A 24,950-nucleotide genomic window follows, 5' to 3' on the forward strand; every position below is an offset into this window, starting at 1 on the left:
CGGCCAGCAGCTCGGCGCGGTCCACGCCCTTGACCGGGTCGAGCTCGGACGGGTCGTCGGCGCCCAGGGCGAGCCGTTCGGGCACGAGCGCGGGGTCGATCGCGTCGTACATGGCGGGAAGCTGCTCCCGCTGGCGACGGACCCGGTCGAGCAGCGCGGCGTGGCTCATGCCTGCCAACGTACTGACGGTACGGGCGTGGCGCCAGCACGGATCAGGCCGGCGGGTGGCCGCAGAGCGACGCGGCGAGCACCGGGAGCAGCCGGTCGTACGCCGACGGGGAGAGGTGCAGCCCGTCGTCGACGAAGGCGTCCGGGCCGAGGTCGGCCAGGACGCGAGCGGCGTCGACCACCTCGTGTCCGCCGGCGCGGGCGAGGTCGGCGTACGCGGCGGCGTGCTCGCGCAGGTCCGCCTCGGTGCCGTCGTTGGACTGCGGCAGCCGGGCCCGGTCGACACCGGGCGTGGTCAGCAGGACGACCCGCCCGACGCCCCGCCGGGCCAGCTCCGCGAAGGTCGCGGCGAGGTGGGAGACGGCCTCGTCGAGCGGGACCGGGTACCAGGACGCGGCGTCGTTGGTGCCGATCGAGACCACGACGAGGTCCCCCGGCGCCGGGTCCACGGCCGCGACCTGCTCGGCCAGCTCGGAGGTCCGGGAGCCACCGACCGCGACGTTGACGACCGCCGCCTCGGCGGCCGGGTCCCCGGCCGCGTGCCGGGCGCAGGCCAGACGCTGCTGCCGGGCGCCGAGGCGGTCGAGGTGCGAGTCGCCGAGGGCGACGATGCGGTGGCTCACGCCCCCATTGTCCCGGCGGCCACAACTGCACAGGCAGTTCAGTGCCCCGGGGACCGCGGTTGGGCGCGGAGGGGTGCTCGGCGACGCGAACTGCCTGCGGTGTCGTCGACGTCAGCGGTCGGCGAGGTCGATCCAGTAGCGGCGGGTTGCCTCACGCACGTCCTCCATGACGCCGCCGTTGGCCTCGATGGTGCGGGCCGAGGCATCGTTGCCCTCCGCGCAGGTCACCAGCACCCGGTCCAGGCCCAACGCCCGCGCCTCGGGCAGCACCGTGGCCAGCGCCCGGGTGGCGTGGCCCTCCCGGCGGCGGCCGGGGCGTACGGAGTAGCCGATGTGGCCGCCGACCCGCTCGAGGTAGTCGTTGAGGGCGTGCCGCAGCGCGAGGAAGCCGACCATCTCCGCGTCCGCGCCGGGTCCGTCGAAGATCCAGAAGTAGCTGCAGTGAACAAGACCGTCGTCGAGCGGGCGGCTGGTGTCGCCCTCGCGGACCACCACCTTCAGGAGCGCGTCGAAGGTGGCGCGGTCCGGGCCGAACCCGGCGATCTGCCAGGAGCCGGACCCGTCGTCAGCGGTGCCGGCGAAGTCGGCGACGGCGTCCAGCCAAGGGGCGTACAGGGACTCCTCGGGGCGTCGCAGCTCGGTCATCTCCCGATCCCACCACGGGGTCGAGCAGCGGCCAAGCGGATTCCCCCGGAGGATCCCCTCAGCGAGCCATCTCGCTCAGCGCGTCCACGGCGACGGCACCGTTGAGCAGGCCGTCCTCGGTCAGCCCCACCCCGGACGTCTTCCCGAGGACCGTGAACTCGCCCTCCTCGTAGGCCCACTCGACGAGGTAGGTGTCGACGTCGTCGACCTTGTCGCCGAAGTCGTCGACCCGGACCACCATCAGCAGCGTGTCGTGGTCGGTGAACCCCCGCAGCTGCAGGTGACCGTTGTCGGTGTACACCGCGTTCTTGTCGAGGATCGGGGCGTACGCCACCGGCTCACCCTGGCTCCACTCCAGGACGGCGGGACCGGCGTACGCGTTGTCGTCGAGCTCGCTGTCGGGCGCGTCGATGCTGCCGTTGGCGGCGACCCGGTCGCCTCGAGCGACCCAGCCGGCTCCCCAGGTGAGGGGGTCGACGATCTTGTGGTCGATGCCGCGGTCGTTCCAGCGCCACAGCTGGCGCTGCTTCCAGTCGAACTGCCACAGGGTGCCGTCGGGCTCCGTGACCATCTCCCCGTCGGAGTGCCGCGCCCACCGCGGCTCGGTGAGGCTGCCGTCCAGGCCGAGCCGCCAGGCGCGGTCCCAGTCGTCGACGACGAGCGCGGTGTCGCCGTCGGTCCAGTGCAGTGCGGGCGGGGTGTCCCAGGGGTACGTCCCGGCCGGCCAGTCCAGCACCGTCGAGGAACCGTCCCTCACGTCGATGACGCGGGCGCCCTCGACCGTGGCGAAGGCGAGGAGGGTGCCGCTGGCGTTCAGGGAGGGACGCAGCGTGTGCGGGGTGCCGTCGGACCAGGTGCCGGCCGCCTCGGCGGTGCCGGGGATGCTGCGCCAGCGGTTGTCGGGGCCGAGCAGCATCAGGTCCCGCCCGGGCACCGGGGAGACGAGCCCGATCGCCTTGACCGGGTCGTCGAAGACGCTGGGCGCGCTCGTGGGCGGGGTGAGGTCGTGGAGCAGCGAGGAGGTGACCGGGAGGTCGGCCAGGGTGGCGGGGTCCCAGATCGTGTGGTCGCCGAGCTTCCCGTCGCCCTTCGCCCCGACGGTGGGGGTGGTCGGGGTCGGCTCGGCGGGGGTCGTCCCGGTCGTCCCGGTCGGCGACGGCGCCGGAGCCACCTCGGCGCCTCCGTCCACCCACAGCGGTACGACGACAGCCGCCACGACGGCCGCGACGGCGACGCCGGCGGTCACGGCGCGGCGACGGCGGCGTACGCGGCCGGCCTCGGCCAGTGCGAGGGCGCCCCGGTCGCGGACCGGGAGGTCGTCGGTGGCGGCGCCGAGGGCGTGGCGCAGCTGGTCGGTTCCGTGCTCAGTCATGGTTCCTCCCGGTGAGCTCAGCGAGCTCGGGGGCGCGTTCGCGCAGGCGTGCGAGGGCGGCGGCGTTCTGGGACTTCACCGTGCCGACGCTGACGCCCAGCACCCGGGCGGTCTCGGCCTCGGTGAGGTCGTCGAAGTGGCGCAGCACCACGACCTTGCGCTGCGCGGGGGTCAGGTGGGCCAGTGCGTCGAGGACGAGAAGCCGTACGTCCGGCTCGTCCGTGGTCGAGGCGCGGTCGCGGGCGGCGTGCCCGTCGACGCCCACGACCTCACGTCGGTGCCGGCGCCACCACGAGATGTTGTCGCGGGCGATGACGGTGCGGGCGTACGCGGTGGGCTGGCCGTCGCGGAGCCGGTTCCAGCGCAGGGCGACCTTGACGAGCGCCTCCTGGACGAGGTCCTCGGCGCGACCCAGGTCGCCGGTCAGCAGGTACGCCGAGCGGAGCAGCCGCTGCTGGCAGCCGTCCGCCCACTCGGAGAACCCGTCGATGTCCATGCCCACACCCTGTCAACGCAGCGGGCTGCCGAAAAGGTTGGCGAAGGGGTTGCGCGAAGGGGTTGCGCGAAGGGGTTGCGCGAAGGGGTTGGCGGCGAATCGCGCGGCGACGCCGCTGGTGTCCGTGTGCCACGCTGGGGGCATGGCTGACACCGGCAGTTCCTCCCTCCTGGGCACCCTGGGCCTCGTCCTGCTGGGCGTGGTGGCGGTGTGGATCATCTGGACCGCGCTCAGCATCGTGTGGGGTCTGGTCAAGCTGGTCCTGACGCTGGTCGTTCTCGGCGCGGTCGTGTACGGCGCGATGAGGCTGCTCTCGACGCTCAACTCCGACACCTGAGTGCGAGGTCACCGACCACGGGTTCGGTAGCGTTGACCAGCACGGGTGCCACGGCGGCACCCCGGTGGCGTGTCCGGGTCGCGCCACTCTGCGACGGGGCCTGACACAAGCGCCCAGGAGAGGCGTGGAGTGAGCGAGGCGACGAGCACCCCCGAGGACCCGACCTCCCCGCCGGAGTGGTCCCGCCGAGGCCGCCGCGCCAAGCGCCGTTCGACGCCGCGCCGCGTCGGTCGCGTCGTCGGGTACGCCGTGCTCGCGTTCGCCCTCGTCGCAGCCCTGTCCGGCGTGTACGGCTACCGCCAACTCAGCGCCAAGATCAAGGACCCCGACTACGACTTCGTCGAGCCGCGGCCGGAGAACACCGGCCCGAAGGGTGCCATCGACATCCTCGTGATGGGGCAGGACACCCGGGCGGGAGACAACAAGATCGACGGCGAGGAGGGCGGTGGGGTCTCCGACACCACGATCCTGGTCCACCTCTCCGCGGACCGTGAGCGCGCGTACGGGATCAGCATCCCCCGCGACACGATGGTGGCGCGTCCGGACTGCAAGGACCCTGACAGCGGCGAGACCATCCCGGGCTCCGACAGCATCATCTGGAACGACGCCTTCAAGGCGGGCGGCCCCGCCTGCACGATCGCCCAGTTCGAGCAGCTGACCGGGATCCGGTTGGAGTACACCGTCGTGCTCGACTTCGCCGGCTTCAAGGAGATGGTGGACGCCGTCGACGGGGTGCCGATCTGCGTACCGACGTACATCCACGACCCCAAGACGGGGATCACCCTCGAGCCCGGCACCCGCGAGGTCGCTGGCGACCGGGCCCTGGACTACGTCCGCATCCGGTCCGGCTTCGACGAGTACGGCGAGCGGGTGCTCGACGGCTCCGACACCGGGCGGATCAAGAGGCAGCAGGTCTTCATCGCGGCGCTGGCCAAGAAGGTCGTGAGCGCCCAGACCCTGTCCAACCCGAAGAAGGTCTACGACCTCCTCAACGCGTTCATCGAGTCCGTCGAGCTGACGGGCGTCGACAACCTGATGGACCTGGCCGGCCTCGGCTACCAGTTCCGCGGCATCGGCATGGACAAGATCAAGTTCGTCACCGCGCCGTGGCAGCTCGACCCCGCCGACCCCAACCGCGTGGTCCTGCTCCCGGAGGCCGAGGACGTGTGGCAGCGCATCCTCGACGACCAGCCACTCACCAAGGAGCAGCTGGCCGACTCCACCTCGGCGTCCAAGGCCCCCGGCGGCACCGGCAAGGATGGCGGCAAGAAGACCGGCACGCAGACGCCGGACCCCGGGACCACGACCCACACGCCCGAGACCGACCCCGAGGTCGACCCGGAGCTCCTGCGCTACGGCATCTGCGGCTGACGCGGCTCTCGCGGCCCGCCGGCACCGGGCGTCAGGCGAGGCTGCGCGCCACCTCGTCGAGGGCGTCGGCGAACTCGGCGGGCACGCTGAACATGGGCCAGTGCCCGGAGCCGATGTCGACGTAGCTCACGTGGCGCGCCTCAGCCACCTCCGGCAGCTCACCGGCGGCGACCCACTCCTTGGCCTGCTCGGGGGTGTACTCCGGACAGACCATCACCAGAGGCACGTCACGACGCCGCTCGGAGGTGTACGTGACGATGCCACGCGTGACGCCCTCCGGCACCGTGACGGCGGCGGCGGCCACGCGTTCGCGGGTCTCCTCGTCGAGGTCGGCGATGTCGGGGCCGTCGAACGGTCCCCACCCGGGGAACGCGACGACCCCGTCCACCGGCTCGAAGAAGTCGGCGTACGTCTCCCCCGCGGGCTTGGGGTAGCCCCCACCAGGGCCGCGGCGGCCACGGCGTCGGGGCGGCGGTCGGCAGCCAGCCAGGCCAGGGTCGAGGCAGCCGAGTGGCCCACGACGAGCACCGGACCGCCGCACTCGTCGACGGCGGCCACGACGGCCGCCACCTGGTCCTCCAGGGTGGCCGACGTGGTGCCGTCGCCCTGGCCGGGGAGCGTGACCGCTCGGACCCGGTGACCACGCTCGGTCAGCGAGGGAACCACCTCGTCCCAGGCAGATCCGTCGAGCCAGAGTCCGGCAACAGCAACGATGTCCATGGGGGTTCCTCCCGAGATCGGTGACGTGCCGAGGAACCTACGCAAGCCCACCGACAGTTTCTGCCTACCCCGGTCGTCCCCGCTCGTCCCGCCGATATTCAGGTGCGGGCCGGGGGTCGGACTGCGTACCGTCCTCCCCGAGAGATCAGCGGCCCGACCGGTGTGCCGGAGCGGGTCCCGCGCGTCGTACCTCCCCACTCTGGTCATGCCAAGGCACCGGGGTTCGACTCCCCTCACACACGGTGGTGGCCCCCGGTCAGCACCCCGTGCGCGCCCTGCGGCGTACCCGGTCAGCACGACGGGCACGACCCCGCGCGCCCGGGAGGCCGGCGGCCACCACCTCACCGTCCCCGCGTCCGCGGGGGCGTCCCACGCATCGGCACCACGTACCGGAAGGAGGCCGCCGATGAACCCGACCACCACCCACTTCACCGTCCACCCCTGGATGACCGCCCTGCAGCGCTGCGACGGCCGCCCCACCGTCGTGCTCCGCCCGGGTCGGCACCGCAACCGGTGGCGCGCCAAGGCCAAGCTGGAGGAGGCGCGGGCCGAGACCGCCGCGCTGCGGTCGCTGGCCAACGGCGCCAAGGTCCTCGCCGACAACCCGGCGCTGGCCCGGCTGCGTCTGGTCGAGGCCCTCCCCCCGGGCACCACCCTGGAGCTGCGGGGCGACCGGGACTGAGCACGGTCCGGCGGGACCGCCGTAGGGTCGGCGCATGACCGAGCCGACCCTCGACGTCGCCCAGATCGCGTGGCCGACCCAGGACCAGCCGCTCCTCACCGAGCGGCTGGTCCTGCGTCCGCACCGGCCCGACGACCTCGAGGACCTGCTGCGCTTCCACGCGGACCCCGACGTCGTGCGCTGGACCCCGTGGGTCGTGAAGGACCACGCCGCGACCGAGGAGTTCCTGGCGAAGCGGACCACCATGACGCGGTGGCACGAGCCCGGCGACTGGCTCGTCCTCGCGGTCCAGCGTCGCGACGACGGGCGTGTGGTCGGCGAGGTGCTGCTCAAGTGGGAGGGGCCGGGGCAGGCCGAGGTGGGGTACGCCCTGGCCAGCGACCAGCACGGGCAGGGGCTCGCCCGCGAGGCCGTCGCAGGACTGTTCCGGTACGCCTTCGACGTGCTCGGCGTCCACCGCGTCGTCGCGATCATCGTCGACGCCAACGACGCCTCCACCCGGCTGGCGGAGCAGGTCGGCATGACCCGCGAGGCGCACCTCGTGGAGGCCGTCTGGTTCAAGGGCGCCTGGGCCTCGGAGTACGTCTACGCGATCCGCGCCGAGCAGTTCCGTCAGTCCCCGGACCTAGGCTGACCGTACGGCTGCAGCCCGCGGCCCACGACCCACGGAGGCGCGCATGGCGGAGCGGAAGACCAAGGCCGGGACGGAGAGCGTCGACGACGTCCTGGGCGCCGTCACCGACACCCGTCGGGCCGACGACGCCCGCGAGGTCGTGGAGCAGATCCGCGAGGTCACGGGCGCCGAGCCGGTGGTGTGGGGCGGTTCGATGATCGGGTTCGGCCGCCAGCCGTACACGACCGCTGACGGCGTCACCCGTGAGTGGTTCGCCCTCGGCGTGGCCGCCCGCAAGACGGCGCTGACGCTGTACGGCCTCACGTTCTACGGCTCCAACGCCGACCTGCTGGAGCGTCTCGGCCCGCACACCACCGGCAAGGGTTGCCTCTACCTCAAGCGTCTCGACGCGGTCGACCGCGACGTGCTCGGCGAGCTGGTCCGGCGCAGCTGGGAGACCAACCACGTGCCGGAGTGAGGCTCACCGCACGCGCACAGGGAGGAGCGGCAACCCGTCACGCCTCGGGCCAGCGTGGCGCCGGCGGGTCCACGACGACGCCCGTCGCCGGGCGGAACCCCGAGCACAGGATCCGCAGGTAGGCGATGCCCCGCTCGTCGGTGCGGTAGTAGGCCTGCTGCTCCACCACGTACGGCCCCCTGGGCAGCTCGAGGTCGAGCCGGTAGCCCAGCCGACGGGTGTCGGCGACCACCGACTCGGTCATCTCCGCGATCCCCACAACCCGGTCGTTGGGCTCGAACCAGTGCCCCAGCACGATGTCCAGGACACCGGCCGGGTCGTCGGCCTCCCACAACCGTCGCGGCGTGAGGCCGAGGAAGTCGACGCCCGGCGCCAGTACCGAGACCAGCCCCGCGGCGTCACGTGCGGCAATCGCCGCCACGAAGTCGCGTGCGTACGTGTCCGAACTCCCCGAGGTCATGTGCCATCGAAACACGCTCCCCGGCTCCGCCGACACCCCGCGAAACCCAAGAAGTCGTACAGGAACAGGACAAACCTGCCGAGGTGTCCGTACGGACCCCCGAAACCCACGGTCGTCCTGTCCGGGTACGCGACGTCCTCAGCCAGCGGCCAGGTAGGTGCGCAGCACCGAGAGCGCAGCGGTCGTCCCCGTACGCAGCGCCGCCCGGCCGTCCGGCGCGAACTGCGGCGAGTGGTTGCCGGCCGGCATCTGACCGTCCGCGAACGCGTCGCCAGTGAAGCCGCCGAACATCCAGTAGACCGTCGGCACGTCGATCTCGTCGCCGAGCAGACCGGCGTCCTCCGACGCGCTCACCGGGTGCGGCAACCCGATGATCGCCGCCTCCCCGAACGCCTCGGCCAGCGCGGCGCGGACGCGGCGGGTCTGTTCGGGGTCGTTGAAGCAGCGCGGGAAGGTGCTGTTGACCTCGTGGGTCACCGTCGCCCGCGAGGCCGCCGCCTCGGCGTCGAGTATGCGGTGCACCGCCGACATGACGGTCTCGCGAACCGCGGGGTCGGGGGTGCGCACGTTGATCGTGAACTCGCACGTGTCCGGGATGATGTTGGGCGCGGTGCCGCCGCGGATCCGGCCGACGGTCACCACGACGCCCGAGGTGGGCGCGACCTCGCGCGAGGAGATCGTCTGCAGCCGCACGATCATCGACGCCGCCGCCACGATCGGGTCGACCGAGGACTCGGGCTGCGAGCCGTGGGCCTGCTTGCCGTGCACGGTGACGGTGATCGTGTCGGCCAGGTTGAACATGTTCTCCTCGCGGAGCACGACCATCTTCTCCGGGAGCGGACCGACGTGCTGCGACAGCACGACCTCGGGGCGCGGGGCGCGCTCCCACAGGCCGCCGTCGAGCATGGCGCGGGCGCCGCTGCCGACCTCCTCGGCCGGCTGGAACACCAGCACCAGGGTGCCGGCCCACGAGTCGCGGTGCGCCAGCAGGTGGTCGACGGCGGCCAGCAGCGTGGAGAAGTGGGTGTCGTGCCCGCAGGCGTGCATGGTCCCGGCCTGCTCGCCGCCGTTGTCGGCGACCACGGTCGAGGCGTACGGCAGGCCCGTCTCCTCGGTGACGGGAAGTCCGTCGATGTCGGCCCGGAAGGCGACCGTGGGGCCCTCACCGTTGCGGACGACGCCGACCGTGCCGGTCGCGGAGACCCGGAAGTGCTCGACCCCGAGGGCGTCGAGGGCCCGCTCGATCTGCTCGGTCGTGCGGTGCTCGGCGTGGGAGAGCTCGGGGTGGGCGTGAGCCTCCTCGTAGAACGCGACCCAACGCTCGATCAGCTCGTCGGTGGGGATGGTGGTCATGCACTCTCCTGGGCTCTGCCCGGGCCCGTCGGCTCCGGTGCTGGGCCAAGCATGCCCAGCGCCCCGGGCCCCGTCGACCCCGGGTCCCGGACCCCGAACGGGCACCCGGACAGCGGGGGTCGGCCACGGGGGCGGCATCGGAGGAGGCGCCCATGCACCTCGTTCGCTGAGCCCCGCCCGCGGGCCGGCCGTACCTACTCGGCGGTACGCGCCCGACCAGGGCGATCGCCGCTCACAGGCGTAGTGTCGAGGGGCTCCGGCGGGGCGTGGAGAACGCCTGTCGGCCGGGTGCCGATCCCCCCGCCGCACTCTCCCGAGGACGCCCATGCCCGACTCCGCCCCCCGGTCCGCCACCACCTCGTCGTACTCGATCACGATGCGCCTGCACACCGTCCCCGACCACGGGGTCGTGGGCCGGGTCGCGACAGAGATCTCCGGTCACGGGGGCGTGGTCACGGCGATCGACGTGGCCGAGTCGAGCCACGACCGGCTCGTGGTGGACGTGACCTGCTCGTCCTCGGACGCCGAGCACTTCGAGCAGGTGCGCGACGCGGTCGACGCGATCGAGGGCGTCAAGGTGCACAAGGTGTCGGACCGTACGTTCCTGGTGCACCTGGGCGGCAAGATCGAGGTCTCCTCCAAGGTGCCGCTGCGCACCCGTGACGACCTGTCCCTGGCGTACACGCCCGGCGTCGGCCGCGTCTCGGCCGCGCTGGCCCGCCACCCCGAGGACGTCCCGCGCCTGACCGTCAAGGGCAACTCGGTCGCCGTGGTCACCGACGGCTCCGCCGTGCTCGGCCTGGGCAACATCGGCCCCGGCGCCGCGCTGCCGGTCATGGAAGGAAAGGCGGCGCTGTTCAAGCGGTTCGCCGACATCGACGCCTGGCCGATCTGCCTCGACACCCAGGACGTCGACGAGATCGTGCGTACGGTCGAGCTGATCGCCCCCGGGTTCGGCGGCATCAACCTCGAGGACATCGCCGCGCCGCGGTGCTTCGAGGTCGAGCGCCGCTTGCGCGAGCGCCTCGACATCCCCGTCTTCCACGACGACCAGCACGGCACCGCGATCGTGGTGCTGGCCGCCCTGCTCAACGCGCTGCGCTGCGTGGGCAAGAAGGTCGAGGAGAGCCGCGTCGTGGTCTCCGGCGCCGGGGCCGCGGGCACCGCGATCGTCAACCTGCTGCAGACCTCCGGCATCCCCGACGTCGTCGTGTACGACCGCGTCGGCTGCCTGGTGCCGGGGCTGGCGGGGCTCTCGGCCAGCCAGGAGGAGCTCGCGCAGCGGACCAACCCGCGCGGTGTGACCGGCGACCTGCGCGCGGGGCTGGCGGGAGCGGACGCGTTCATCGGCGTCTCGGCCCCCGGCGTGCTGCCCGCCGAGTGGATCACCGGCATGGCCACCGACCCGATCGTCTTCGCGCTGGCGAACCCGGACCCGGAGGTCGACCCGGTCGCCGCTGGCGAGTACGCCACCATCGTCGCCTCGGGCCGCTCGGACTACCCCAACCAGATCAACAACGTGCTCGCCTTCCCCGGCGTCTTCCGCGGCCTGCTCGACGCGCGCGCCACGGAGATCACCGACGAGATGCTGCTCCGCGCGGCCGAGGCGATCGCGGCCTGCGTCTCCGACGACGAGCTCAACCCGTTCTTCATCATCCCGTCGGTCTTCGACTCCGCGGTCCCCAAGGCCGTCGCGGACGCGATCAGCGGGAAGGCCGCGCGCGGCTGAGCCGTACGGTCAGGTCGCCGGGTCCCCATCCCTTAGTAACGCGCAGTTATCTGGTCGAGGTGCGTGCGGTTGAGCCGCCCTCGTACGGATAACTGCGCGCTACTAAGGCGGGGCGGCGGTAAGGCGGCGGCGGTAAGGCGGGGCGGCGGGTGAGGCGGTGGGCGGGGAGGTCCGGCGGAGGTGCGCTCAGCGGCCCTCAGCGGCCCTCGTACGCCGGCCGCTCGCGGGCCAGGAAGGCGGCGACGGCCGCAGCGTGGTCCGCGGTCGCGCCGCAGCGGGTCTGGGCGTCGGCCTCGGCGGCCAGCGCGGCGTCGAGGCGGCCGGAGGCGACCAGGAGCGCCTTCGACTCCGCGTACGCCACGGTCGGGCCGGCGGCCAGCCGGGTGGCGAGCGCCAGCGCCGTGGGCAGCACCTCCGAGGGCGCGACGACCTCGCCGGTGATCCCCCAGGCGACGGCCTCCTCGGCGGTGAACGTACGGCCCGACAGCACGAGGTCGCGGGCCCGCGCCACGCCCACGGCGTCCGGCAGCGTCAGCGACAGGCCCGAGTCGAAGGTCAGGCCGATCCCCGTGAACGCGGTCGCCAGGCGCACCCCTTCCGCGAACACCCGGTGGTCGCACGCCAGCGCGATCCCCAGCCCGGCGCCGACGCAGGTACCGCCGACCGCGGCGACCACCGGCTTCGGCATGGTCGCCAGGTCGCGGACCAGCGGCGAGTAGTGCTCCCGTACGGTCGCGAACGCCGCCTCGGCGCCGTCGGCCAGCGCTGCCGCGTGCTCGGCGAGGTCCTGCCCCACGCTGAACGCCGGGCCGGCCGCGGCAAGCATCACCGCGCGTACGGACTCGTCGCGGGCGGCGTCGGCGACGGCGTCGCGCAGCGCGACCTTGAGCTCCAGGGTCAACGCGTTGCGGGTCTCGGGGGCGTCGAGGGTGATCGTCGCGACGGCTCCCTCACGGGTGACGAGCACGGGGTCGGACACGGTTCCTCCTGGGTTTCGACAAGCTCAACCAACGGACTGACAGCTCAACCAACGACGCTCAACCAACGGGCGCCTCAGGCGTCGAAGTCCAACGTCACGGCGTCGCTGGTGGGGAAGGACTGGCAGGTGAGCACGAAGTCGGCGGCCACCTCGTGCTCCTCCAGGGCGTAGTTGCGCACCATCTCCACCTCGCCCGACGCCACGCGCGCCCGGCAGGTTCCGCACACCCCGCCGCGGCAGGCGAACGGGAGGTCGCCGCGCACGCGCTGCGCCGAGTCGAGGAGCGTCGTCCCCCGCGGCATCGGCGAGGTGGTGGAGCGGCCGTCGAGGATCACCGTGACGTCACTGCTCGCCCCCTCCAGCGCGGCGTCGGCGTGGTGCAGCTCGGGCGGCGGTTCGTCGACGTGGAACAGCTCGGCGTGAACCTTCGCCCCGGGCACGCCCAGCTCCGCCAGCACCTCGCGCGCGGTCAGGATCATCGGGTACGGCCCGCACAGCCACACGTGGTCCAGGGTGCCGACGTCGACCAGCGCCTCCAGCAGCCGCCGCAGCCGCGGCCCGTCGACGCGGCCCGAGAGCAGGTCGACCTCGCGCGGCTCGCGCGACAGGACGTGCAGCAGCTCGAAGCGCGCGTGGTGACGGTCCTTGAGGTCGGCGAGCTCCTCGGCGAACATCACCGACGCGGTCGACCGGTTCCCGTACACCAGCGCCACCTGGGCGTCCGGGTGCGCCAGCACGGAGGCGGCCACCGAGAGCATCGGCGTGATCCCCGACCCGGCGGCGATGCACAGGTGCCGGCCACCCTCGGAGGGGTCGCAGCGCAGGGTCCCGCCGGGCGGGGCCACCTCCACCTCGTCGCCGGGGCGCACGTCGTGGACGAGCCAGCGGGAGAAGAGGCCGTCGGGGATCTCGCGGACCCCGATCCGCAGCGGCTGCCCGACGGGCGCGCAGATCGAGTACGAGCGACGGTGCTCCACGCCGTCGACGACGCGGCGCAGGGTGAGCGAGGCGCCGGGCGCGAAGTCGTAGGTGCCGGCGAGCCCACCGGGCACCTCGAAGGTGACGGCCACGGCGTCGTCGGTGAGCGCCTCCACCGAGGAGACCCGCAGCGCGTGGAACTCCGTACGGCTCACCGCCGGCGCGAGGCTCATCAGATCTCCTTGACGTGGTCGAAGGGTTCGCCGCAGGCCTCGCAGCGGTACTGCGCGACGCAGGGCGTGGCACCGAACTCGGAGGCGAGCGCGACCTCGAACGCGCCGCACCGCGGACAGGTCAGGGCACGGCGCACGGGCGCGAGGCGCAGCGGCACCGGACCCACGTGCCGGGGCGCCGGTCCGGGGGGCGAGATCCCGGCGGCGGCGAGGGCGGCACGGCCGGTCGGGGTGATCCAGTCGCTGCTCCACGGGGGGTCCAGCACGAGGCGCACCGTCACCGGCGCGAACCCGGCCGCAGCCAGCCGCGCGGTCACGTCGGCCTGCATCTCGGCCGTCGCGGGGCAGCCCGAGTACGTGGGGGTCAGCGCCACCTCGACGCCGCCGTCGTCGGCCACCAGCACCTCGCGCAGCACCCCGAGGTCGGCGAGCGTCAGCACCGGCATCTCGGGGTCGCGCACCTCGGCGGCCACCGACCAGGCGTACGCATTCCTGCCGCCGGCGGGCACCTCGGCGAAGGGGGCGGCACTCACCACAGCCCCCGCGGGTGCGCCCGGGCCACCTGCTGCAGCTCGACCAGCAGGTCGGCGAGGTCGGCGGTGTGCGAGCCGTCGCGACCCGTCGGTACGGACGTCCCGTCCGGCAGGTCCGCGTGACCGGCCACCTCGAGACCGGCCGCCTCGAGACCGGCGGCGGCGAGCACCTCGGCCAGCACCTCCTCCGCCTCCGCGGCGACCGCGACCGGGTCGGCGCCGATCCCGGCGGCCGCCGCGCGGACGGCGGCGTCGTACGGCGCCAAGAGCGCCCGCCACCACGGCCACGCCTCGGCCAGCGCGGTGCTGACGCGGCGCCGCGACTCGTCGGTGCCGCCGGCCAGCGTCACCACCCAGCGGGCGGCGAAGTCGCGCTGGTAGGCGAGCTCGGCGACGCCCTTGCCGGCGACCGCGGCCAGCACCGGGTCGGCGCTGTCGCGCAGCCGGGTGAGCAGCGCGAGTCGCCAGGTCGCGTGCAGCAGGACCCGCACCACGCACTCGGCGAAGTCCCCGTTGGGGCGTTCGAGCAGGGTCGCACTGCGGAAGGCGTCTGCGTCGCGGAAGTAGGCGAGCCGGTCCTCGGGCGGGGCGGGCGAGCCGTCGAGCTCGGGCAGGTCCGGCACCAGCGACGGGTCGGCCGCGGCGGCGCGGGCCAGCAGCAGCCTGGCCTGCCCCAGCAGGTCGAGGGCCAGGTTGGCCAGGGCCAGGTCCTCCTCGAGGTCGGGCGCGCGCGAGCACCACTCGCCGAGGCGCTGCGCCGCGATGAGCGCGTCGTCGCCGAGCGCGAGCGCGTACGCCCCGAGCAGGGCCGCGTCGAGCCCGTCCGGGACGGAGGTGTCGATGCCGGCGAGCGGGTCGGAGAAGCCGGTCCCGAAGGCCCACTGGGCGGCGTCGAAGGCGTCGGCCTCGGCGGCGAGGCCGGCGTACGCGTTGTCGTGCAGGTCGGGCGGGGGCACGTGCCCGGAACCGGGGACGGCGGTGGTGGACTCGTTCATGGCGCTCACATGTGGGGGACGTCGTCGGGGATCGCGTAGAACGTGGGGTGCCGGTAGACCTTGTCGCCGCTGGGGGCGAAGAGCGGGTCCTTCTCGTCCGGGCTGGAGGCGGTGATGTCGGTCGACCGCACCACCCAGATCGAGACGCCCTCGTTGCGGCGGGTGTAGACGTCGCGCGCGTGCCGTACCGCCCACGCGTCGTCGGGGGCGTGCAGCGACCCGACGTGGACGTGGTTGAGGCCTCGCTTGGCGCGGACGAAGACCTCGTACAGCGGCCACTCGGCGCGGACCTGCTCCGGCTGCCCGTGCCCGACCACGCCCTGCTCGCTCACGACGCGACCTCCTCGTGCTGCTTGGCGGCGTACGCGGTGGCGGCCTCGCGCACCCACGCCCCCTCGTCCCAGGCGCGCTTGCGGTGCGCCACCCGCTGCTCGTTGCAGGGGCCGCCGCCCTTCACGACCCGCCAGAACTCGTCCCAGTCGGGGTCGGAGAAGTCGTGGTGGCCGCGCTCGGCGTTCCAGGTCAGCGCGGGGTCGGGCAGGGTCACGCCGAGCGCCTCGGCCTGCGGCACGCTCATGTCGACGAACTTCTGCCGAAGCTCGTCGTTGGTGTGGGTCTTGATCCCCCACGCCATCGACTGGACGGTGTTGGGCGAGTCGCCGTCGGGCGGGCCGAACATCATCAGCGCCGGCCACCAGAACCGGTCAACGGACTCCTGCACCATCGCGCGCTGCTCGTCGGTGCCGCGCATCATCGTCATCAGCAGCTCGTACCCCTGCCGCTGGTGGAACGACTCCTCCTTGCAGATGCGCACCATCGCCCGGCCGTACGGCCCGTAGGAGGTCCGGCACAGCGGCACCTGGTTGCAGATCGCGGCGCCGTCGACGAGCCAGCCGATGGTGCCGACGTCGGCGTACGAACGGGTCGGGTAGTTGAAGATCGAGGAGTACTTCTGGGCGCCGCTGATGAGCATCTCGGTGAGCTGGTCACGGGAGGTGCCGAGGGTCTCGGTGGCGGAGTAGAGGTAGAGACCGTGGCCTGCCTCGTCCTGCACCTTGGCCAGCAGGATCGCCTTGCGGCGCAGCGACGGTGCGCGGGAGATCCACTCACCCTCGGGCTGCATCCCGATGATCTCGGAGTGCGCGTGCTGGGCGACCTGGCGCACCAAGGTCCTGCGGTACGCCTCCGGCATCCAGTCGCGGGGCTCGATCCGGTCCCGCCGCTCGAGGCTGGCCACGAACCCGCGCTCGAGCTCGGCGACGTCGGGCTCGCTGGCCGGACGCAACGTCATGGGACCTCCCGAGATCCATTTACTGACCGATCGTTCTGTTTTACGGTGACACAGTGACCGCGGTCACGCAACGGCCGCACGCCCGACCGGGGCGGCACGACGGCGTACGACACTCGGGAGATCAGCGTGGACACAGTGCTGGACAGTTACGTCGCCGGATCCTGGGTGCGGCCGGACGTGCCGGGCGACCCCGCCCACGACGCCGTCACCGGCGAGGTCGTGGCCCGCGCGTCGGCGCACGGCATCGACCTGCACACGATGGCGGTCCACGCCCGCACCGTCGGCGGCCCCGCGGTCCGGGCGCTCACGTTCCACCAGCGCGCCGCCCGGCTCAAGCAGCTCGCCCGCCACCTCGGCGAGCACAAGGACGAGTTCTACGCGCTCTCGCGGCGCACCGGCGCCACCGACCGTGACAGCGCGATCGACGTCGACGGCGGCATCGGCACCCTCTTCTCGTACGCCTCCAAGGGGGTCCGCGAGCTGCCCAACGACGTCGTCGTCCTTGACGGCGCCCCGGAGCAGCTGGGCCGGGCCGGCACCTTCCTGGGCCAGCACCTGTACGTCTCCCGGCCCGGCATCGCGGTGCAGATCAACGCCTTCAACTTCCCCGTCTGGGGGATGCTGGAGAAGCTGGCGCCGGCGTTCCTCGCAGGCCTGCCCACCATCGTCAAGCCGGCCAGCCAGACCGCGTACCTGACCCACGCCGTGGTGCGGAGGATCGTGGAGTCGCAGATCCTGCCCGAGGGGTCGCTGCAGCTGCTCTGCGGAGCGCCCGGGACGCTGCTGTTCGAGCTCGACGAGCAGGACCACGTGGCGTTCACCGGGTCCGCCGAGACCGCGACGGTGCTGCGCAACCACCCGGCCGTGCTGCACCGCGGGGTGCGCCTCGGCGTCGAGGCGGACTCCCTGAACTGCTCCATCCTCGGGGTGGACGTCCGCCCCGAGGACCCCGAGTTCGAGCTGTTCGTCAAGGCGGTCGTGGTCGAGATGACGGCCAAGGCCGGCCAGAAGTGCACCGCGATCCGGCGCACGCTGGTGCCGCACGCGATGGTCGGTCCCGTCGTCGACGCGCTCCGCGAACGGCTGGCGAAGGTCGTCGTGGGCAACCCCGCCGACCCGACCGTACGGATGGGTGCGCTGGCCAGCTCCGCCCAGCGCGACGAGGTGCGCAGGGCGGTGGCCGAGCTGCGCGGGTCGTGCGACCTGGTCTTCGGCGACCCCGACCACGTCACCGTGGTGGGCGCCGACGCCCGCGAGGGCGCCTTCATCTCACCGTTGCTGCTGCGGGCCCGGCCGGACGCGGAGGAGCCGCACGAGGTGGAGCCGTTCGGCCCGGTGAGCACCGTGATCGGCTACGCCGACACCACCGAGGCCGTACGCCTGGCCGCCCGCGGCCGCGGCAGCCTGGTCGCCTCGCTGGTCACCCACGACCCCGAGGTGGCCCGCGAGGTCGTCCTCGGGCTGGCGCCGTGGCACGGCCGGGTGCTGGTGCTGGACCGCGACGACGCGGCCGAGTCGACCGGTCACGGCAGCCCGATGCCGACGCTGGTGCACGGCGGGCCGGGTCGGGCCGGCGGCGGGGAGGAGCTCGGCGGCGTACGCGGGGTTCTGGCGCTGATGCAGCGCACCGCGGTGCAGGGTTCGCCGGACGTGCTGACCGCGGTCACCGGCCGCTGGACGAAGGGGTCGCGCCGGCTGACCGGCGAGACGCACCCGTTCCGCAAGTCGCTGGCCGAGCTGCGGATCGGGGACACCATCGTCAGTGCCCCGCGTCTGGTCAGCCGGGCCGACATCGACCACTTCGCCGAGTTCACCGGCGACACGTTCTACGCGCACACCGATCCCGAGGCGGCCGCGGCGAACCCGCTGTTCGGGGGGATCGTGGCGCACGGCTACCTGGTCGTCTCGCTCGCCGCGGGCCTGTTCGTCGACCCCGACCCGGGGCCGGTGCTGGCCAACTTCGGCGTCGACAACCTGCGCTTCCTCACCCCGGTGAAGGCGGACGACACGATCACGGTGACGTTGACCGTCAAGGAGGTGACGCCGCGGATCTCCGCCGACTACGGCGAGGTCCGCTGGGACGCGCTGGTCACCAACGCGGCCGACGAGCCGGTGGCGACGTACGACGTGCTGACACTGGTCGCCAAGCAGTGGCCGCTGCCCGACGCGGCGGCGGCGGAAGGCTGAGGCGAGGGCTGAGGCCGGGGAACCGGTCCGGACCCCGACCCACGTCTGGGACGATGCGGCCGTGAGCGACTCCGTACCCGACTCCCCCGCCACGACGGCGGCGTCCGGGGACGGCGCCTCGCGGCGCTCCCGGGGACGGCCGGGCCACGACGCCGACACGGTCCTGCGGACCGCGGTCGAGCTGTTCAACCGCCAGGGGTACGACGCCACCTCCATCGGCGACCTCGCCCGCGAGCTGGGCGTGACGAAGTCGGCGATCTACCACCACTTCGACTCCAAGGAGGCGCTGCTGGCCGCGGCGCTCGACGAGGCGTTGGACGGGCTCGACCGGGCGGTGGCCCGCGCCGCCGACCACACCCGCGGCGAGCCGGCCGTCGACCGGCTGCGGGCGACGGTGGTGGAGGCCGTACGGATCCTGGTGGCCCACCAGAGCGCCGTCACGCTGCTGCTGCGGGTGCGCGGCAACTCGCCGACCGAGCAGGCGGCGCTGGCGCGGCGGCGCGCGATCGACGACCACCTGGCCGCGCTGGTGGCGCGTGCCGTCGAGGACGGGGCGCTGCGGCAGGACGTGCCGCCCGACGTGATCAGCCGGCTGGTCTTCGGCACCGTCAACTCGCTTGTCGACTGGTACCGCGCCGACGGGTCGTTGCCGGCCGAGCAGCTGGCCGCGACGGTGTCGTCGGTGCTGTTCGACGGGCTGGTGGGCGAACCGGTGGGCGGGCCGCGCAGCCCGCGCTAGTCGATCACGACGCAGGCCGCGGCCTGCGCGTCGCAGCGTACGACCCTCTCGGTGCCCTGCTCGCTGACCACGGTGAACACGACGTACCGGTCGTCCTCCCAGGTTCCGGCGCTGGTGAACAGCCAGCCACCGGGCGCCCGGAGCACGGTGTCGTCCGGGCCTGCCGTGCCTGATCCGACCGGAGCCAGCGACACCTCGCGCACCCCGGCCGCCTCACCGCCGAGCGTCCCCGGGCCGATCCACGCCATCCAGGTCCCGAACTCACTGGTGCTGAGCGCGGCGTGCGGGCGTACGGACGCCGTGGTCTCGATGGTCCCGTCCTGCGTGATCTCGGCGAGCCTCACGTCGCCCTCCTGAGCGTCGACCGCGTACTGCGCGTCGCTGACGACGGGGCCGAGGCTGGTGCCCGCGACCACGGTCCAGCCGGGCGTCTGGTCAGCCAGGAGCACCATCGGCGCGGAGCTGCCGACGAGGTACATGTGGTTGCCCCCACCGTCGCGGGTGATGACCTGCCGGGCGTCGGTGACGGCCGCGATCCACGGGCCGGGGCCGTCGGGCGGCGTGGGCAGCTCGGCGCCGGAACCGGCGCCACCGAACTCGTCCCCGCTCGCGGTCTCGACCCCCCACACGTACGGCGTGGAGCCGACGGTGACGACGGTCGCGACGAGGTCGCCGGACGGGGAGACCGCCACGCCCTGCTCGATGGCGCCGGGCGCGTCGAGCCGCTGAGCGCGGGCGGCGCGGCCGTACCACCAGGAGCCGTCGTCGCGCATCGCGACCCAGGCGGACCGGCCGACCTGGAGGTACGCCCACTCGCCCTCGACCTGCTCGCCGTCGACCCACAGCTCGCCGTTGACGACGTACGGGACCGTAGGCGCCCCGGTCGGCACGGCGCCCGGGGTGTCGGTGGCCGTCGGCTCCGGCGACGGCGAGTCGGTGACCGTCGGCGACGGGGCGGGCTGGGGCGCGTCCGGGTCGGGACGCATCCACCAGGCGGTGCCAACCCCTGCCGCGACGAGGACGGCCGCGGCGACCAGCCAGGTCGAGGCGCGACGGACCAGCGGCACCACGGGCGCGGACTCCTCCGCACCCAGGCGCGGCATCGGCGGCACCGTCACGGAGTCGGCGACGGAGCGCAGCTCGCGGGTGATCTCGGACTCGACGTCGTACGTCATCTCAGGCCTCCTTCCAGGTGGTGCCGGCCTCGCCCAGGGCGGTGCGCAGGCTCTTCAACGCGTGGTGCGCGGACGACTTCACGGTGCCGGGCGAGCAGCCCAGCGCTTCGGCGATCTCCCGCTCGGAGAGGCCCTCGTAGTAGCGCAGCACGACCACCGCCCGCTGCCGGGGCGGCAGCGACTGGATGTGCGGCCACAGGGTGAGGTGGTCGTCGGTGGCGACCTCACCGCCCCGACCCCCCGGTGCGGGCTCGGGCGGCGAGTCGGCCAACACCTCGAGGCGGGCCGCGCGGGGCCGCTTGGAGGCGAGGTAGGCGTTGGTGAGGGTGCGTCGCACGTACGCGGTCGGGGAGTCGGCGCGTCGCACCCTGTCCCAGGAGCGGTACGTCCGCAGCAGCGTGGTCTGCGCGAGGTCCTCGGCGTCGGCGTGCTGCCCGGTGAGCAGGTACGCGTACCGGTACAGGCGGGGCCAGGCGCTGGCCGCGTACTCGTCGAAGCCGATTGCGGTCGCCTCAGCCGTTGTCGTCGTTCTCATCTGCCACCTCCCACACCCCTGTTGATCCGGTGGCGGGGCGGGAGGTTGTGCCGGACGGCGACATTTCTCCCGTACGCGCCGGCAGCACGCGCCGGGCGTCAGTCCTCGAGGTGCTCCTGGCGGGTGCCGGCGCTGCCGTCGGCGCGGGTCCACGCGCAGACGAGCTCGTCGCGGCTCCCGAAGCGGACCAGGTGGCGTCCCACGACACCCTCGAACTGCTCCAACGACTCCTCCGTCGAGGTGAGGGCGAGGTCGAGGACGCCGTCGGCGGTGGTGACCTCGAGGCGCGAGTCGGGCAGCACGACCCAGCCGGTGGAGGCGGCCTCGTCCCACTCGCCGCCCATCTTGCGGCCGAGGTGGTTGACCAGCTGCTTGCCGTAGCGGGCGGGACGGTCGGTGCTGACGAGGGCGCGGGAAGTGGTCACCCGGCCAGCCTAGGCACGTACGGGCAAGGGGGCCGGCGAGGGTACCGCCGCCTTGCCCGGGCTCCTACGATCCGAGGATGGCTTCCCTTCCGCAGACGCTGGCCCGCCTCACCCTCGGCTCCATCATGGTCACCGCCGGGGTGCTGCACCTGACCACGCAGCGCCAGGAGTTCCAGGCGCAGGTGCCCGAGTGGTTCCCCGTCGACGAGGACCTGACAGTGGTCGGGTCGGGCGTCGTCGAGATCGCGCTTGGCGCCGGCCTGGTGGCCCTGCCCAAGCAGCGCCGCCTCATCGGCGGCCTGCTGGCGGCCTTCTTCGTCGCGATCTTCCCGGGCAACATCGCCCAGTACGTGGAGGGCACCGACGCCTTCGGTCTCGACACCGACACCAAGCGCCTCGTACGGCTCTTCTTCCAGCCGCTGCTGGTGCTGTGGGCGCTGTTCGCCGGGGGTTGGCTGCGTCGTACGGATCGGTGAGCGCGGGGCGGCGGCGTGCGTCGTCCGCGTCATACGAACCGTGTGTGGTGACGCCTGCATGACGGACGGGGTCTCCACACTCGACCTGCATGACGCACGCCGTCAACCAGCCGGTTCGCATGACGCACGCCCGAGCCCCCGAGGACGAGACCGACACCACACCGCTTTAATTCGCATTTCCAATACGGAATACCTACGCTCAACCTCGTGCAACTCACCCGGTTCACCGATCTCGGACTTCGCATCCTCATGCGGCTCGCGGTCCTCGACGACGATGGTCACGCCCTGACCACCCAGGCCGTCGCCGACCAGATGGTGGTGAAGTACACGCACGCGTCCAAGGTCGTGACGCGTCTGCAGTCCCTCGGACTGGTCGAGACGCGTCGCGGTCGCAACGGCGGCCTGGCCATCACCGACGCGGGGCGTACGGCCTCCGTCGGCCGGGTCGCCCGTGAGCTCGAGGGCAAGGGCGAGGTCATCGAGTGCGAGGGCAGCAACCCCTGCCCGCTGGCCGACGCGTGCCGGTTGCGATCACTGCTGCGGGACGCCCAGGAGGCGTTCTTCCAGACGTTGGACGGCTGGACGATCAGTGACATGACCGCGTCCCCCACCGCCCGCGTGCTGCTCAGCCTCTCCGAGCGGCCCGCGGACGCCTGACTCCCACACCCAAGGAGCTGTCCATGCTGTCCGCCACCTCGACCGCCGTCGTACGCGCCACCCTCCCCGTCGTGGGCGCCGCGATCGGCGAGATCACGCCGCTCTTCTACTCGAAGATGTTCGCCGCGCACCCCGAGCTGCTGCGCGACACCTTCAACCGCGGCAACCAGAAGGCCGGCGAGCAGCCGAAGGCCTTGGCCGGCTCGATCGCCCGGTACGCCACGATGCTGGTCGACGAGAGCTCCCCAGAGCCGATCGAGCTGCTCTCCCGCATCGCCCACAAGCACGCCTCGCTGGGCATCACCGAGGCGCAGTACGCGATCGTCCACGAGCACCTGTTCGCCGCGATCGTGGAGGTGCTCGGCGAGGCGGTCACGCCGGAGGTCGCGACCGCCTGGGACGAGGTCTACTGGCACATGGCGCGCGACCTCATCACCCTCGAGAAGGGCCTGTACGCCGAGGCCGGCGTCGTACCGGAGGAGGTCTTCTCCGACCTGGTCGTCTTCAAGCGGTTCCAGGACTCCCCCGACACCGTCTCGTTCGTCCTCGCCACCGCCGACGGCTCCCCGCTGCCGACCGGCCTGCCCGGCCAGTACGTCTCGGTCGGCGTGACGCTGCCCGACGGCGCTCGGCAGATCCGCCAGTACAGCCTCACCGGTGACCACGGCGACGGCCGCTGGTGCATCTCGGTGAAGGCGATCCCCGGGTACACCGCCGAGGACGGCACCGAGGTGCCCGAGGGCGAGGTCTCCAACTTCCTGCACCGCAACGTCTTCGAGGGCGACACCCTGCAGGTCTCCCCGCCGTTCGGCGACCTGGTGCTCCGCGACGGCGACGAGCCGGTCGTACTCATCTCCGCCGGCATCGGGTCGACGCCGATCATCGGCATGCTGCACCACCTGTCCAACACGGGCAGCACGCGTCGGGTCACCGTCGTGCACGCGGACCGCTCGCTGGCCGGCCACGCCCACCGCCACCAGGTCACCAAGCTGGTCAAGAAGCTGCCGCAGGCGACGCTGCACCGCTGGTACGAGGACCTCGCCGACCGCGGCGCCCGCGAGGACGTGCTTGCCGGGCTGGTCGACCTCGACGCGCTGGAGGTGCCGGCCGGCGCCAGCACGTACCTGTGCGGACCGCTGCCGTTCATGGAGTCGGTGCGCGACGGGCTGGTGGACCGCGGCGTCGACGCGGCCTCCATCCACTACGAGGTGTTCGGCCCCGACACCTGGCTCGTCGACGCCTGAGCCGTACCTGCCCCCGGTCCCACGGCCCCCGCCCCCACGGCCCCCGCCCCCACGGCCCCCGCCCCCACGGCCCACCGGCCCCGGAGCGGGGGCACGGAGGGGCGGCCCCTTAGTAACGCGCAGTTATCCGTACGGGGTGCACCCAATTGACGCCACCTCGTCCAGATAACTACGCGTTACTAAGGGCCCCGGGGGTACGGAGCGGCGGGAGCACGACGGGAGCGGGAGGAGCAGGCGTACGGGGGCCAGCCAGGAGCGGTACCAACGGGTCACTCCGCGGACCGCCCCCTGTCGAGAACACGTTCTATTGTGGTTCTCTGGCTTCCACCGCGGCCCGCCCGTCCCCCGACGCGCCCGCCGTCCCGCCGCCGAGACCGGCGCGCGCGTACCGAGGAGACACGATGACGCTCACCGCACCCGACCAGCAGACCACCGCGGATTCCGGCTCCCCCACCGGGCAGGAGCTGCTCGACCTGCAGCGTGCGGCGTACCGGGCCAACCCGATCCCCGACCTGGCGACCCGTCTGGAGTGGCTGGACCGCGTCGAGGCGATGCTGGCGGCGCACGCCGACGAGTTCGCCGAGGCGCTCGACCGCGACTTCGGTACGCGACCCCAGACCCTGTCGGTGGCCACCGAGATCGTCGGCGTCATGCCCGAGCTGGCCTCGATGCGCAAGAACCTGGCCGGCTGGATGAGGACCAAGAAGCTCAACCCCGTCACCGGCCGCGCCTCCATCGCCGGCCGCCTGCGCCGCGACCCGCTCGGCGTGGTCGGCGTCATCGGCGCCTGGAACTTCCCGGTCCAGCTCACGGTCCTGCCCGCCGCCACCGCGCTGGCCGCCGGCAACCGCGTCGTGATCCGCCCCTCCGAGCTGACCCCGGCCACCGCGCAGGCGCTGGCCGACGCCGTCGCGAAGTGGTTCGAGCCCGAGGTGCTCGCGGTGGTCATAGACGAGGTCACCTCCGGCCCCGAGTTCTCGCGGCTGAAGTTCGACCACCTCTTCTTCACAGGCTCGCCCAAGGTCGGTGCGCTCGTCGCGCAGGCCGCGGCCGCCAACCTGGTGCCGCACACCCTCGAGCTGGGCGGCAAGAACCCGACGATCGTGCACTCCGAGGCCGACGTGGCCAAGGCGGCCGCCCAGATCGCGCGCGCTCGCCTGATCAACGGCGGCCAGGTCTGCCTGTGCCCCGACTACGTCTGGGTGCCCAACACGGTGAAGGACCAGTTCATCGACGCGGTGCTCGAGACGTGGCGCACGATCGTGCCGACGATCCGCACCAACCCCGAGTACACCTCGATCGTCAACGACGCGAACTTCCAGCGCGTCACGGGCCTCATCGACGACGCCGTCGCGCACGGGGCCGTACGCCGCGACGCCGCGCCCGCCGGCGAGCAGCTGCCCGACGCGGCCAGCCGCAAGATCGCCCCCACCGTGCTCACCGGGGTCGACGAGTCGATGGCGATCGACTCCGAGGAGGTCTTCGGGCCGGTGCTGGCCGTGTACGGCTACGACTA

Annotated in this window: 29 protein-coding genes; 12 read left to right on the forward strand and 17 right to left on the reverse strand. The window is 73.0% G+C overall.

The genetic code is table 11. The features are described from left to right. Positions 1-212 precede the first annotated feature (212 nt). The 4 genes from ACI379_RS14490 to ACI379_RS14505 form a co-directional block, all read right to left on the reverse strand. Positions 213-791 (reverse strand): SGNH/GDSL hydrolase family protein, encoded by a 579-nt coding sequence (locus ACI379_RS14490; RefSeq protein WP_439792802.1) that lies wholly within the window; start codon positions 789-791, stop codon positions 213-215. A 111-nt stretch (positions 792-902) separates the two neighbouring features. Next, positions 903-1,436, reverse strand: coding sequence for a GNAT family N-acetyltransferase (locus ACI379_RS14495; protein ID WP_439792803.1), 534 nt, complete (start codon positions 1,434-1,436; stop codon positions 903-905). A 58-nt stretch (positions 1,437-1,494) separates the two neighbouring features. Next, the gene (locus ACI379_RS14500; protein WP_439792804.1) at positions 1,495-2,808 is read right to left on the reverse strand and encodes a hypothetical protein; all 1,314 of its coding nucleotides are present in this window, start codon (positions 2,806-2,808) and stop codon (positions 1,495-1,497) included. After that, positions 2,801-3,304, reverse strand: coding sequence for a SigE family RNA polymerase sigma factor (locus ACI379_RS14505; RefSeq protein ID WP_439792805.1), 504 nt, complete (start codon positions 3,302-3,304; stop codon positions 2,801-2,803). The genes ACI379_RS14500 and ACI379_RS14505 overlap by 8 nt, the downstream gene beginning before the upstream one ends. Before the next feature lie 142 nt (positions 3,305-3,446). Between ACI379_RS14505 and ACI379_RS14510 the strand changes: the two genes are divergently transcribed. Both ACI379_RS14510 and ACI379_RS14515 read left to right on the forward strand, forming a co-directional pair. Further along, positions 3,447-3,641: a hypothetical protein gene (locus ACI379_RS14510; RefSeq protein ID WP_439792807.1), complete on the forward strand. Its 195-nt coding sequence runs from the start codon at positions 3,447-3,449 to the stop codon at positions 3,639-3,641. Between the two features lie 129 nt (positions 3,642-3,770). Further along, on the forward strand, positions 3,771-5,012 hold the full coding sequence (locus tag ACI379_RS14515; protein ID WP_439792808.1) for an LCP family protein: 1,242 nt from the start codon (positions 3,771-3,773) through the stop codon (positions 5,010-5,012). 31 nt (positions 5,013-5,043) lie between these two features. Here ACI379_RS14515 and ACI379_RS14520 read toward each other — a convergent pair whose 3' ends face one another. Next, a complete protein-coding gene (locus ACI379_RS14520; RefSeq protein WP_439792810.1) occupies positions 5,044-5,226 on the reverse strand; it encodes a hypothetical protein in 183 nt (60 codons plus the stop codon). After that, positions 5,226-5,939 carry an alpha/beta fold hydrolase gene (locus tag ACI379_RS14525; protein ID WP_439792811.1) on the reverse strand — a complete coding sequence of 238 codons (714 nt, stop codon included), beginning with the start codon at positions 5,937-5,939 and terminating at the stop codon, positions 5,226-5,228. The genes ACI379_RS14520 and ACI379_RS14525 overlap by 1 nt, the downstream gene beginning before the upstream one ends. Positions 5,940-6,138: 199 nt before the next feature. Between ACI379_RS14525 and ACI379_RS14530 the strand changes: the two genes are divergently transcribed. Genes ACI379_RS14530 through ACI379_RS14540 form a run of 3 tightly spaced genes read left to right on the forward strand, consistent with a single transcriptional unit; the run spans position 6,139 to position 7,505 of the window. After that, on the forward strand, positions 6,139-6,414 hold the full coding sequence (locus ACI379_RS14530) for a hypothetical protein (RefSeq protein WP_439792812.1): 276 nt from the start codon (positions 6,139-6,141) through the stop codon (positions 6,412-6,414). Between the two features lie 34 nt (positions 6,415-6,448). Then, the gene (locus ACI379_RS14535; RefSeq protein WP_439792813.1) at positions 6,449-7,048 is read left to right on the forward strand and encodes a GNAT family N-acetyltransferase; all 600 of its coding nucleotides are present in this window, start codon (positions 6,449-6,451) and stop codon (positions 7,046-7,048) included. Positions 7,049-7,091: 43 nt separating this feature from the next. Then, positions 7,092-7,505 carry a DUF1801 domain-containing protein gene (locus ACI379_RS14540; RefSeq protein ID WP_439792814.1) on the forward strand — a complete coding sequence of 138 codons (414 nt, stop codon included), beginning with the start codon at positions 7,092-7,094 and terminating at the stop codon, positions 7,503-7,505. 37 nt (positions 7,506-7,542) lie between these two features. On the opposite strand, the gene ACI379_RS14545 is transcribed toward ACI379_RS14540, so the two are convergent. Together ACI379_RS14545 and ACI379_RS14550 are read right to left on the reverse strand one after the other, a co-directional pair. After that, a complete protein-coding gene (locus ACI379_RS14545; protein ID WP_439792815.1) occupies positions 7,543-7,965 on the reverse strand; it encodes a hypothetical protein in 423 nt (140 codons plus the stop codon). A 138-nt stretch (positions 7,966-8,103) separates the two neighbouring features. Further along, complete coding sequence (locus tag ACI379_RS14550) at positions 8,104-9,318, reverse strand: amidohydrolase (RefSeq protein WP_439792816.1); 1,215 nt, start codon at positions 9,316-9,318, stop codon at positions 8,104-8,106. Between the two features lie 325 nt (positions 9,319-9,643). On the opposite strand from ACI379_RS14550, the gene ACI379_RS14555 reads away from it, so the two are divergent. After that, on the forward strand, positions 9,644-11,047 hold the full coding sequence (locus ACI379_RS14555) for an NAD-dependent malic enzyme (RefSeq protein ID WP_439792817.1): 1,404 nt from the start codon (positions 9,644-9,646) through the stop codon (positions 11,045-11,047). Between the two features lie 196 nt (positions 11,048-11,243). On the opposite strand, the gene ACI379_RS14560 is transcribed toward ACI379_RS14555, so the two are convergent. The 6 genes from ACI379_RS14560 to paaA all read right to left on the reverse strand — a co-directional run bounded on the left by ACI379_RS14560 (position 11,244) and on the right by paaA (position 15,996). After that, complete coding sequence (locus tag ACI379_RS14560) at positions 11,244-12,026, reverse strand: enoyl-CoA hydratase/isomerase family protein (protein WP_439792818.1); 783 nt, start codon at positions 12,024-12,026, stop codon at positions 11,244-11,246. A 74-nt stretch (positions 12,027-12,100) separates the two neighbouring features. Beyond that, positions 12,101-13,177 carry a 1,2-phenylacetyl-CoA epoxidase subunit PaaE gene (gene paaE / locus ACI379_RS14565; RefSeq protein WP_439792819.1) on the reverse strand — a complete coding sequence of 359 codons (1,077 nt, stop codon included), beginning with the start codon at positions 13,175-13,177 and terminating at the stop codon, positions 12,101-12,103. Next, positions 13,177-13,710: a 1,2-phenylacetyl-CoA epoxidase subunit PaaD gene (paaD, locus tag ACI379_RS14570; RefSeq protein WP_439792820.1), complete on the reverse strand. Its 534-nt coding sequence runs from the start codon at positions 13,708-13,710 to the stop codon at positions 13,177-13,179. Before paaD ends, paaE begins: the two co-directional genes overlap by 1 nt. Further along, positions 13,707-14,705 (reverse strand): 1,2-phenylacetyl-CoA epoxidase subunit PaaC, encoded by a 999-nt coding sequence (gene paaC / locus ACI379_RS14575; protein ID WP_439792821.1) that lies wholly within the window; start codon positions 14,703-14,705, stop codon positions 13,707-13,709. Before paaC ends, paaD begins: the two co-directional genes overlap by 4 nt. A gap of 5 nt (positions 14,706-14,710) precedes the next feature. After that, positions 14,711-15,037: a 1,2-phenylacetyl-CoA epoxidase subunit PaaB gene (gene paaB / locus ACI379_RS14580; RefSeq protein WP_439792822.1), complete on the reverse strand. Its 327-nt coding sequence runs from the start codon at positions 15,035-15,037 to the stop codon at positions 14,711-14,713. Further along, positions 15,034-15,996, reverse strand: a complete 963-nt coding sequence (gene paaA, locus ACI379_RS14585; protein ID WP_439792823.1) for a 1,2-phenylacetyl-CoA epoxidase subunit PaaA — start codon at positions 15,994-15,996, stop codon at positions 15,034-15,036. The genes paaB and paaA overlap by 4 nt, the downstream gene beginning before the upstream one ends. Positions 15,997-16,122: 126 nt before the next feature. Here paaA and paaZ point away from each other — a divergent pair, with 126 nt between their 5' ends. Continuing rightward, the gene (gene paaZ / locus ACI379_RS14590) at positions 16,123-18,183 is read left to right on the forward strand and encodes a phenylacetic acid degradation bifunctional protein PaaZ (protein WP_439792824.1); all 2,061 of its coding nucleotides are present in this window, start codon (positions 16,123-16,125) and stop codon (positions 18,181-18,183) included. 61 nt (positions 18,184-18,244) lie between these two features. After that, complete coding sequence (locus tag ACI379_RS14595; RefSeq protein WP_439792825.1) at positions 18,245-18,922, forward strand: TetR/AcrR family transcriptional regulator; 678 nt, start codon at positions 18,245-18,247, stop codon at positions 18,920-18,922. Here ACI379_RS14595 and ACI379_RS14600 read toward each other — a convergent pair. The 3 genes from ACI379_RS14600 to ACI379_RS14610 form a co-directional block, all read right to left on the reverse strand. Further along, complete coding sequence (locus ACI379_RS14600; RefSeq protein WP_439792826.1) at positions 18,919-20,097, reverse strand: hypothetical protein; 1,179 nt, start codon at positions 20,095-20,097, stop codon at positions 18,919-18,921. The genes ACI379_RS14595 and ACI379_RS14600 overlap by 4 nt on opposite strands. 1 nt (position 20,098) lies before the next feature. Then, positions 20,099-20,632, reverse strand: coding sequence for a SigE family RNA polymerase sigma factor (locus ACI379_RS14605; RefSeq protein ID WP_439792827.1), 534 nt, complete (start codon positions 20,630-20,632; stop codon positions 20,099-20,101). A 98-nt stretch (positions 20,633-20,730) separates the two neighbouring features. Next, complete coding sequence (locus ACI379_RS14610) at positions 20,731-21,057, reverse strand: DUF2218 domain-containing protein (protein ID WP_439792828.1); 327 nt, start codon at positions 21,055-21,057, stop codon at positions 20,731-20,733. Between the two features lie 77 nt (positions 21,058-21,134). On the opposite strand from ACI379_RS14610, the gene ACI379_RS14615 reads away from it, so the two are divergent. From ACI379_RS14615 to ACI379_RS14630, 4 genes are all read left to right on the forward strand, one after another. Further along, positions 21,135-21,533, forward strand: coding sequence for a DoxX family protein (locus tag ACI379_RS14615; RefSeq protein ID WP_439792829.1), 399 nt, complete (start codon positions 21,135-21,137; stop codon positions 21,531-21,533). 207 nt (positions 21,534-21,740) lie between these two features. Beyond that, a complete protein-coding gene (locus ACI379_RS14620) occupies positions 21,741-22,190 on the forward strand; it encodes an RrF2 family transcriptional regulator (protein WP_439792830.1) in 450 nt (149 codons plus the stop codon). Between the two features lie 23 nt (positions 22,191-22,213). Then, the gene (locus tag ACI379_RS14625) at positions 22,214-23,434 is read left to right on the forward strand and encodes a globin domain-containing protein (protein WP_439792831.1); all 1,221 of its coding nucleotides are present in this window, start codon (positions 22,214-22,216) and stop codon (positions 23,432-23,434) included. 401 nt (positions 23,435-23,835) lie between these two features. Then, positions 23,836-24,950: aldehyde dehydrogenase family protein (locus ACI379_RS14630; protein WP_439792832.1), on the forward strand; the 1,115-nt coding region annotated here is incomplete at its 3' end.

It is taken from the genome of Nocardioides sp. (assembly GCF_051876515.1).
Lineage (GTDB): Bacteria > Actinomycetota > Actinomycetes > Propionibacteriales > Nocardioidaceae > Nocardioides.

What these genes read in the sequence shown, in the direction of transcription:
- paaE (WP_439792819.1), bottom strand. Translation starts at nt 13,177, where the DNA reads ATGAGCCTCGCGCCGGCGGTGAGCCGTACGGAGTTCCACGCGCTGCGG.
- ACI379_RS14530 (WP_439792812.1), top strand. Translation starts at nt 6,139, where the DNA reads ATGAACCCGACCACCACCCACTTCACCGTCCACCCCTGGATGACCGCC.
- paaA (WP_439792823.1), bottom strand. Translation starts at nt 15,996, where the DNA reads ATGACGTTGCGTCCGGCCAGCGAGCCCGACGTCGCCGAGCTCGAGCGC.
- ACI379_RS14550 (WP_439792816.1), bottom strand. Translation starts at nt 9,318, where the DNA reads ATGACCACCATCCCCACCGACGAGCTGATCGAGCGTTGGGTCGCGTTC.
- ACI379_RS14525 (WP_439792811.1), bottom strand. Translation starts at nt 5,939, where the DNA reads ATGACCAGAGTGGGGAGGTACGACGCGCGGGACCCGCTCCGGCACACC.
- ACI379_RS14505 (WP_439792805.1), bottom strand. Translation starts at nt 3,304, where the DNA reads ATGGACATCGACGGGTTCTCCGAGTGGGCGGACGGCTGCCAGCAGCGG.
- ACI379_RS14500 (WP_439792804.1), bottom strand. Translation starts at nt 2,808, where the DNA reads ATGACTGAGCACGGAACCGACCAGCTGCGCCACGCCCTCGGCGCCGCC.
- ACI379_RS14540 (WP_439792814.1), top strand. Translation starts at nt 7,092, where the DNA reads ATGGCGGAGCGGAAGACCAAGGCCGGGACGGAGAGCGTCGACGACGTC.
- ACI379_RS14555 (WP_439792817.1), top strand. Translation starts at nt 9,644, where the DNA reads ATGCCCGACTCCGCCCCCCGGTCCGCCACCACCTCGTCGTACTCGATC.
- ACI379_RS14510 (WP_439792807.1), top strand. Translation starts at nt 3,447, where the DNA reads ATGGCTGACACCGGCAGTTCCTCCCTCCTGGGCACCCTGGGCCTCGTC.
- ACI379_RS14495 (WP_439792803.1), bottom strand. Translation starts at nt 1,436, where the DNA reads ATGACCGAGCTGCGACGCCCCGAGGAGTCCCTGTACGCCCCTTGGCTG.
- paaC (WP_439792821.1), bottom strand. Translation starts at nt 14,705, where the DNA reads ATGAACGAGTCCACCACCGCCGTCCCCGGTTCCGGGCACGTGCCCCCG.
- ACI379_RS14600 (WP_439792826.1), bottom strand. Translation starts at nt 20,097, where the DNA reads ATGACGTACGACGTCGAGTCCGAGATCACCCGCGAGCTGCGCTCCGTC.
- ACI379_RS14545 (WP_439792815.1), bottom strand. Translation starts at nt 7,965, where the DNA reads ATGACCTCGGGGAGTTCGGACACGTACGCACGCGACTTCGTGGCGGCG.
- ACI379_RS14605 (WP_439792827.1), bottom strand. Translation starts at nt 20,632, where the DNA reads ATGAGAACGACGACAACGGCTGAGGCGACCGCAATCGGCTTCGACGAG.
- ACI379_RS14535 (WP_439792813.1), top strand. Translation starts at nt 6,449, where the DNA reads ATGACCGAGCCGACCCTCGACGTCGCCCAGATCGCGTGGCCGACCCAG.
- ACI379_RS14520 (WP_439792810.1), bottom strand. Translation starts at nt 5,226, where the DNA reads ATGGTCTGTCCGGAGTACACCCCCGAGCAGGCCAAGGAGTGGGTCGCC.
- ACI379_RS14615 (WP_439792829.1), top strand. Translation starts at nt 21,135, where the DNA reads ATGGCTTCCCTTCCGCAGACGCTGGCCCGCCTCACCCTCGGCTCCATC.
- ACI379_RS14625 (WP_439792831.1), top strand. Translation starts at nt 22,214, where the DNA reads ATGCTGTCCGCCACCTCGACCGCCGTCGTACGCGCCACCCTCCCCGTC.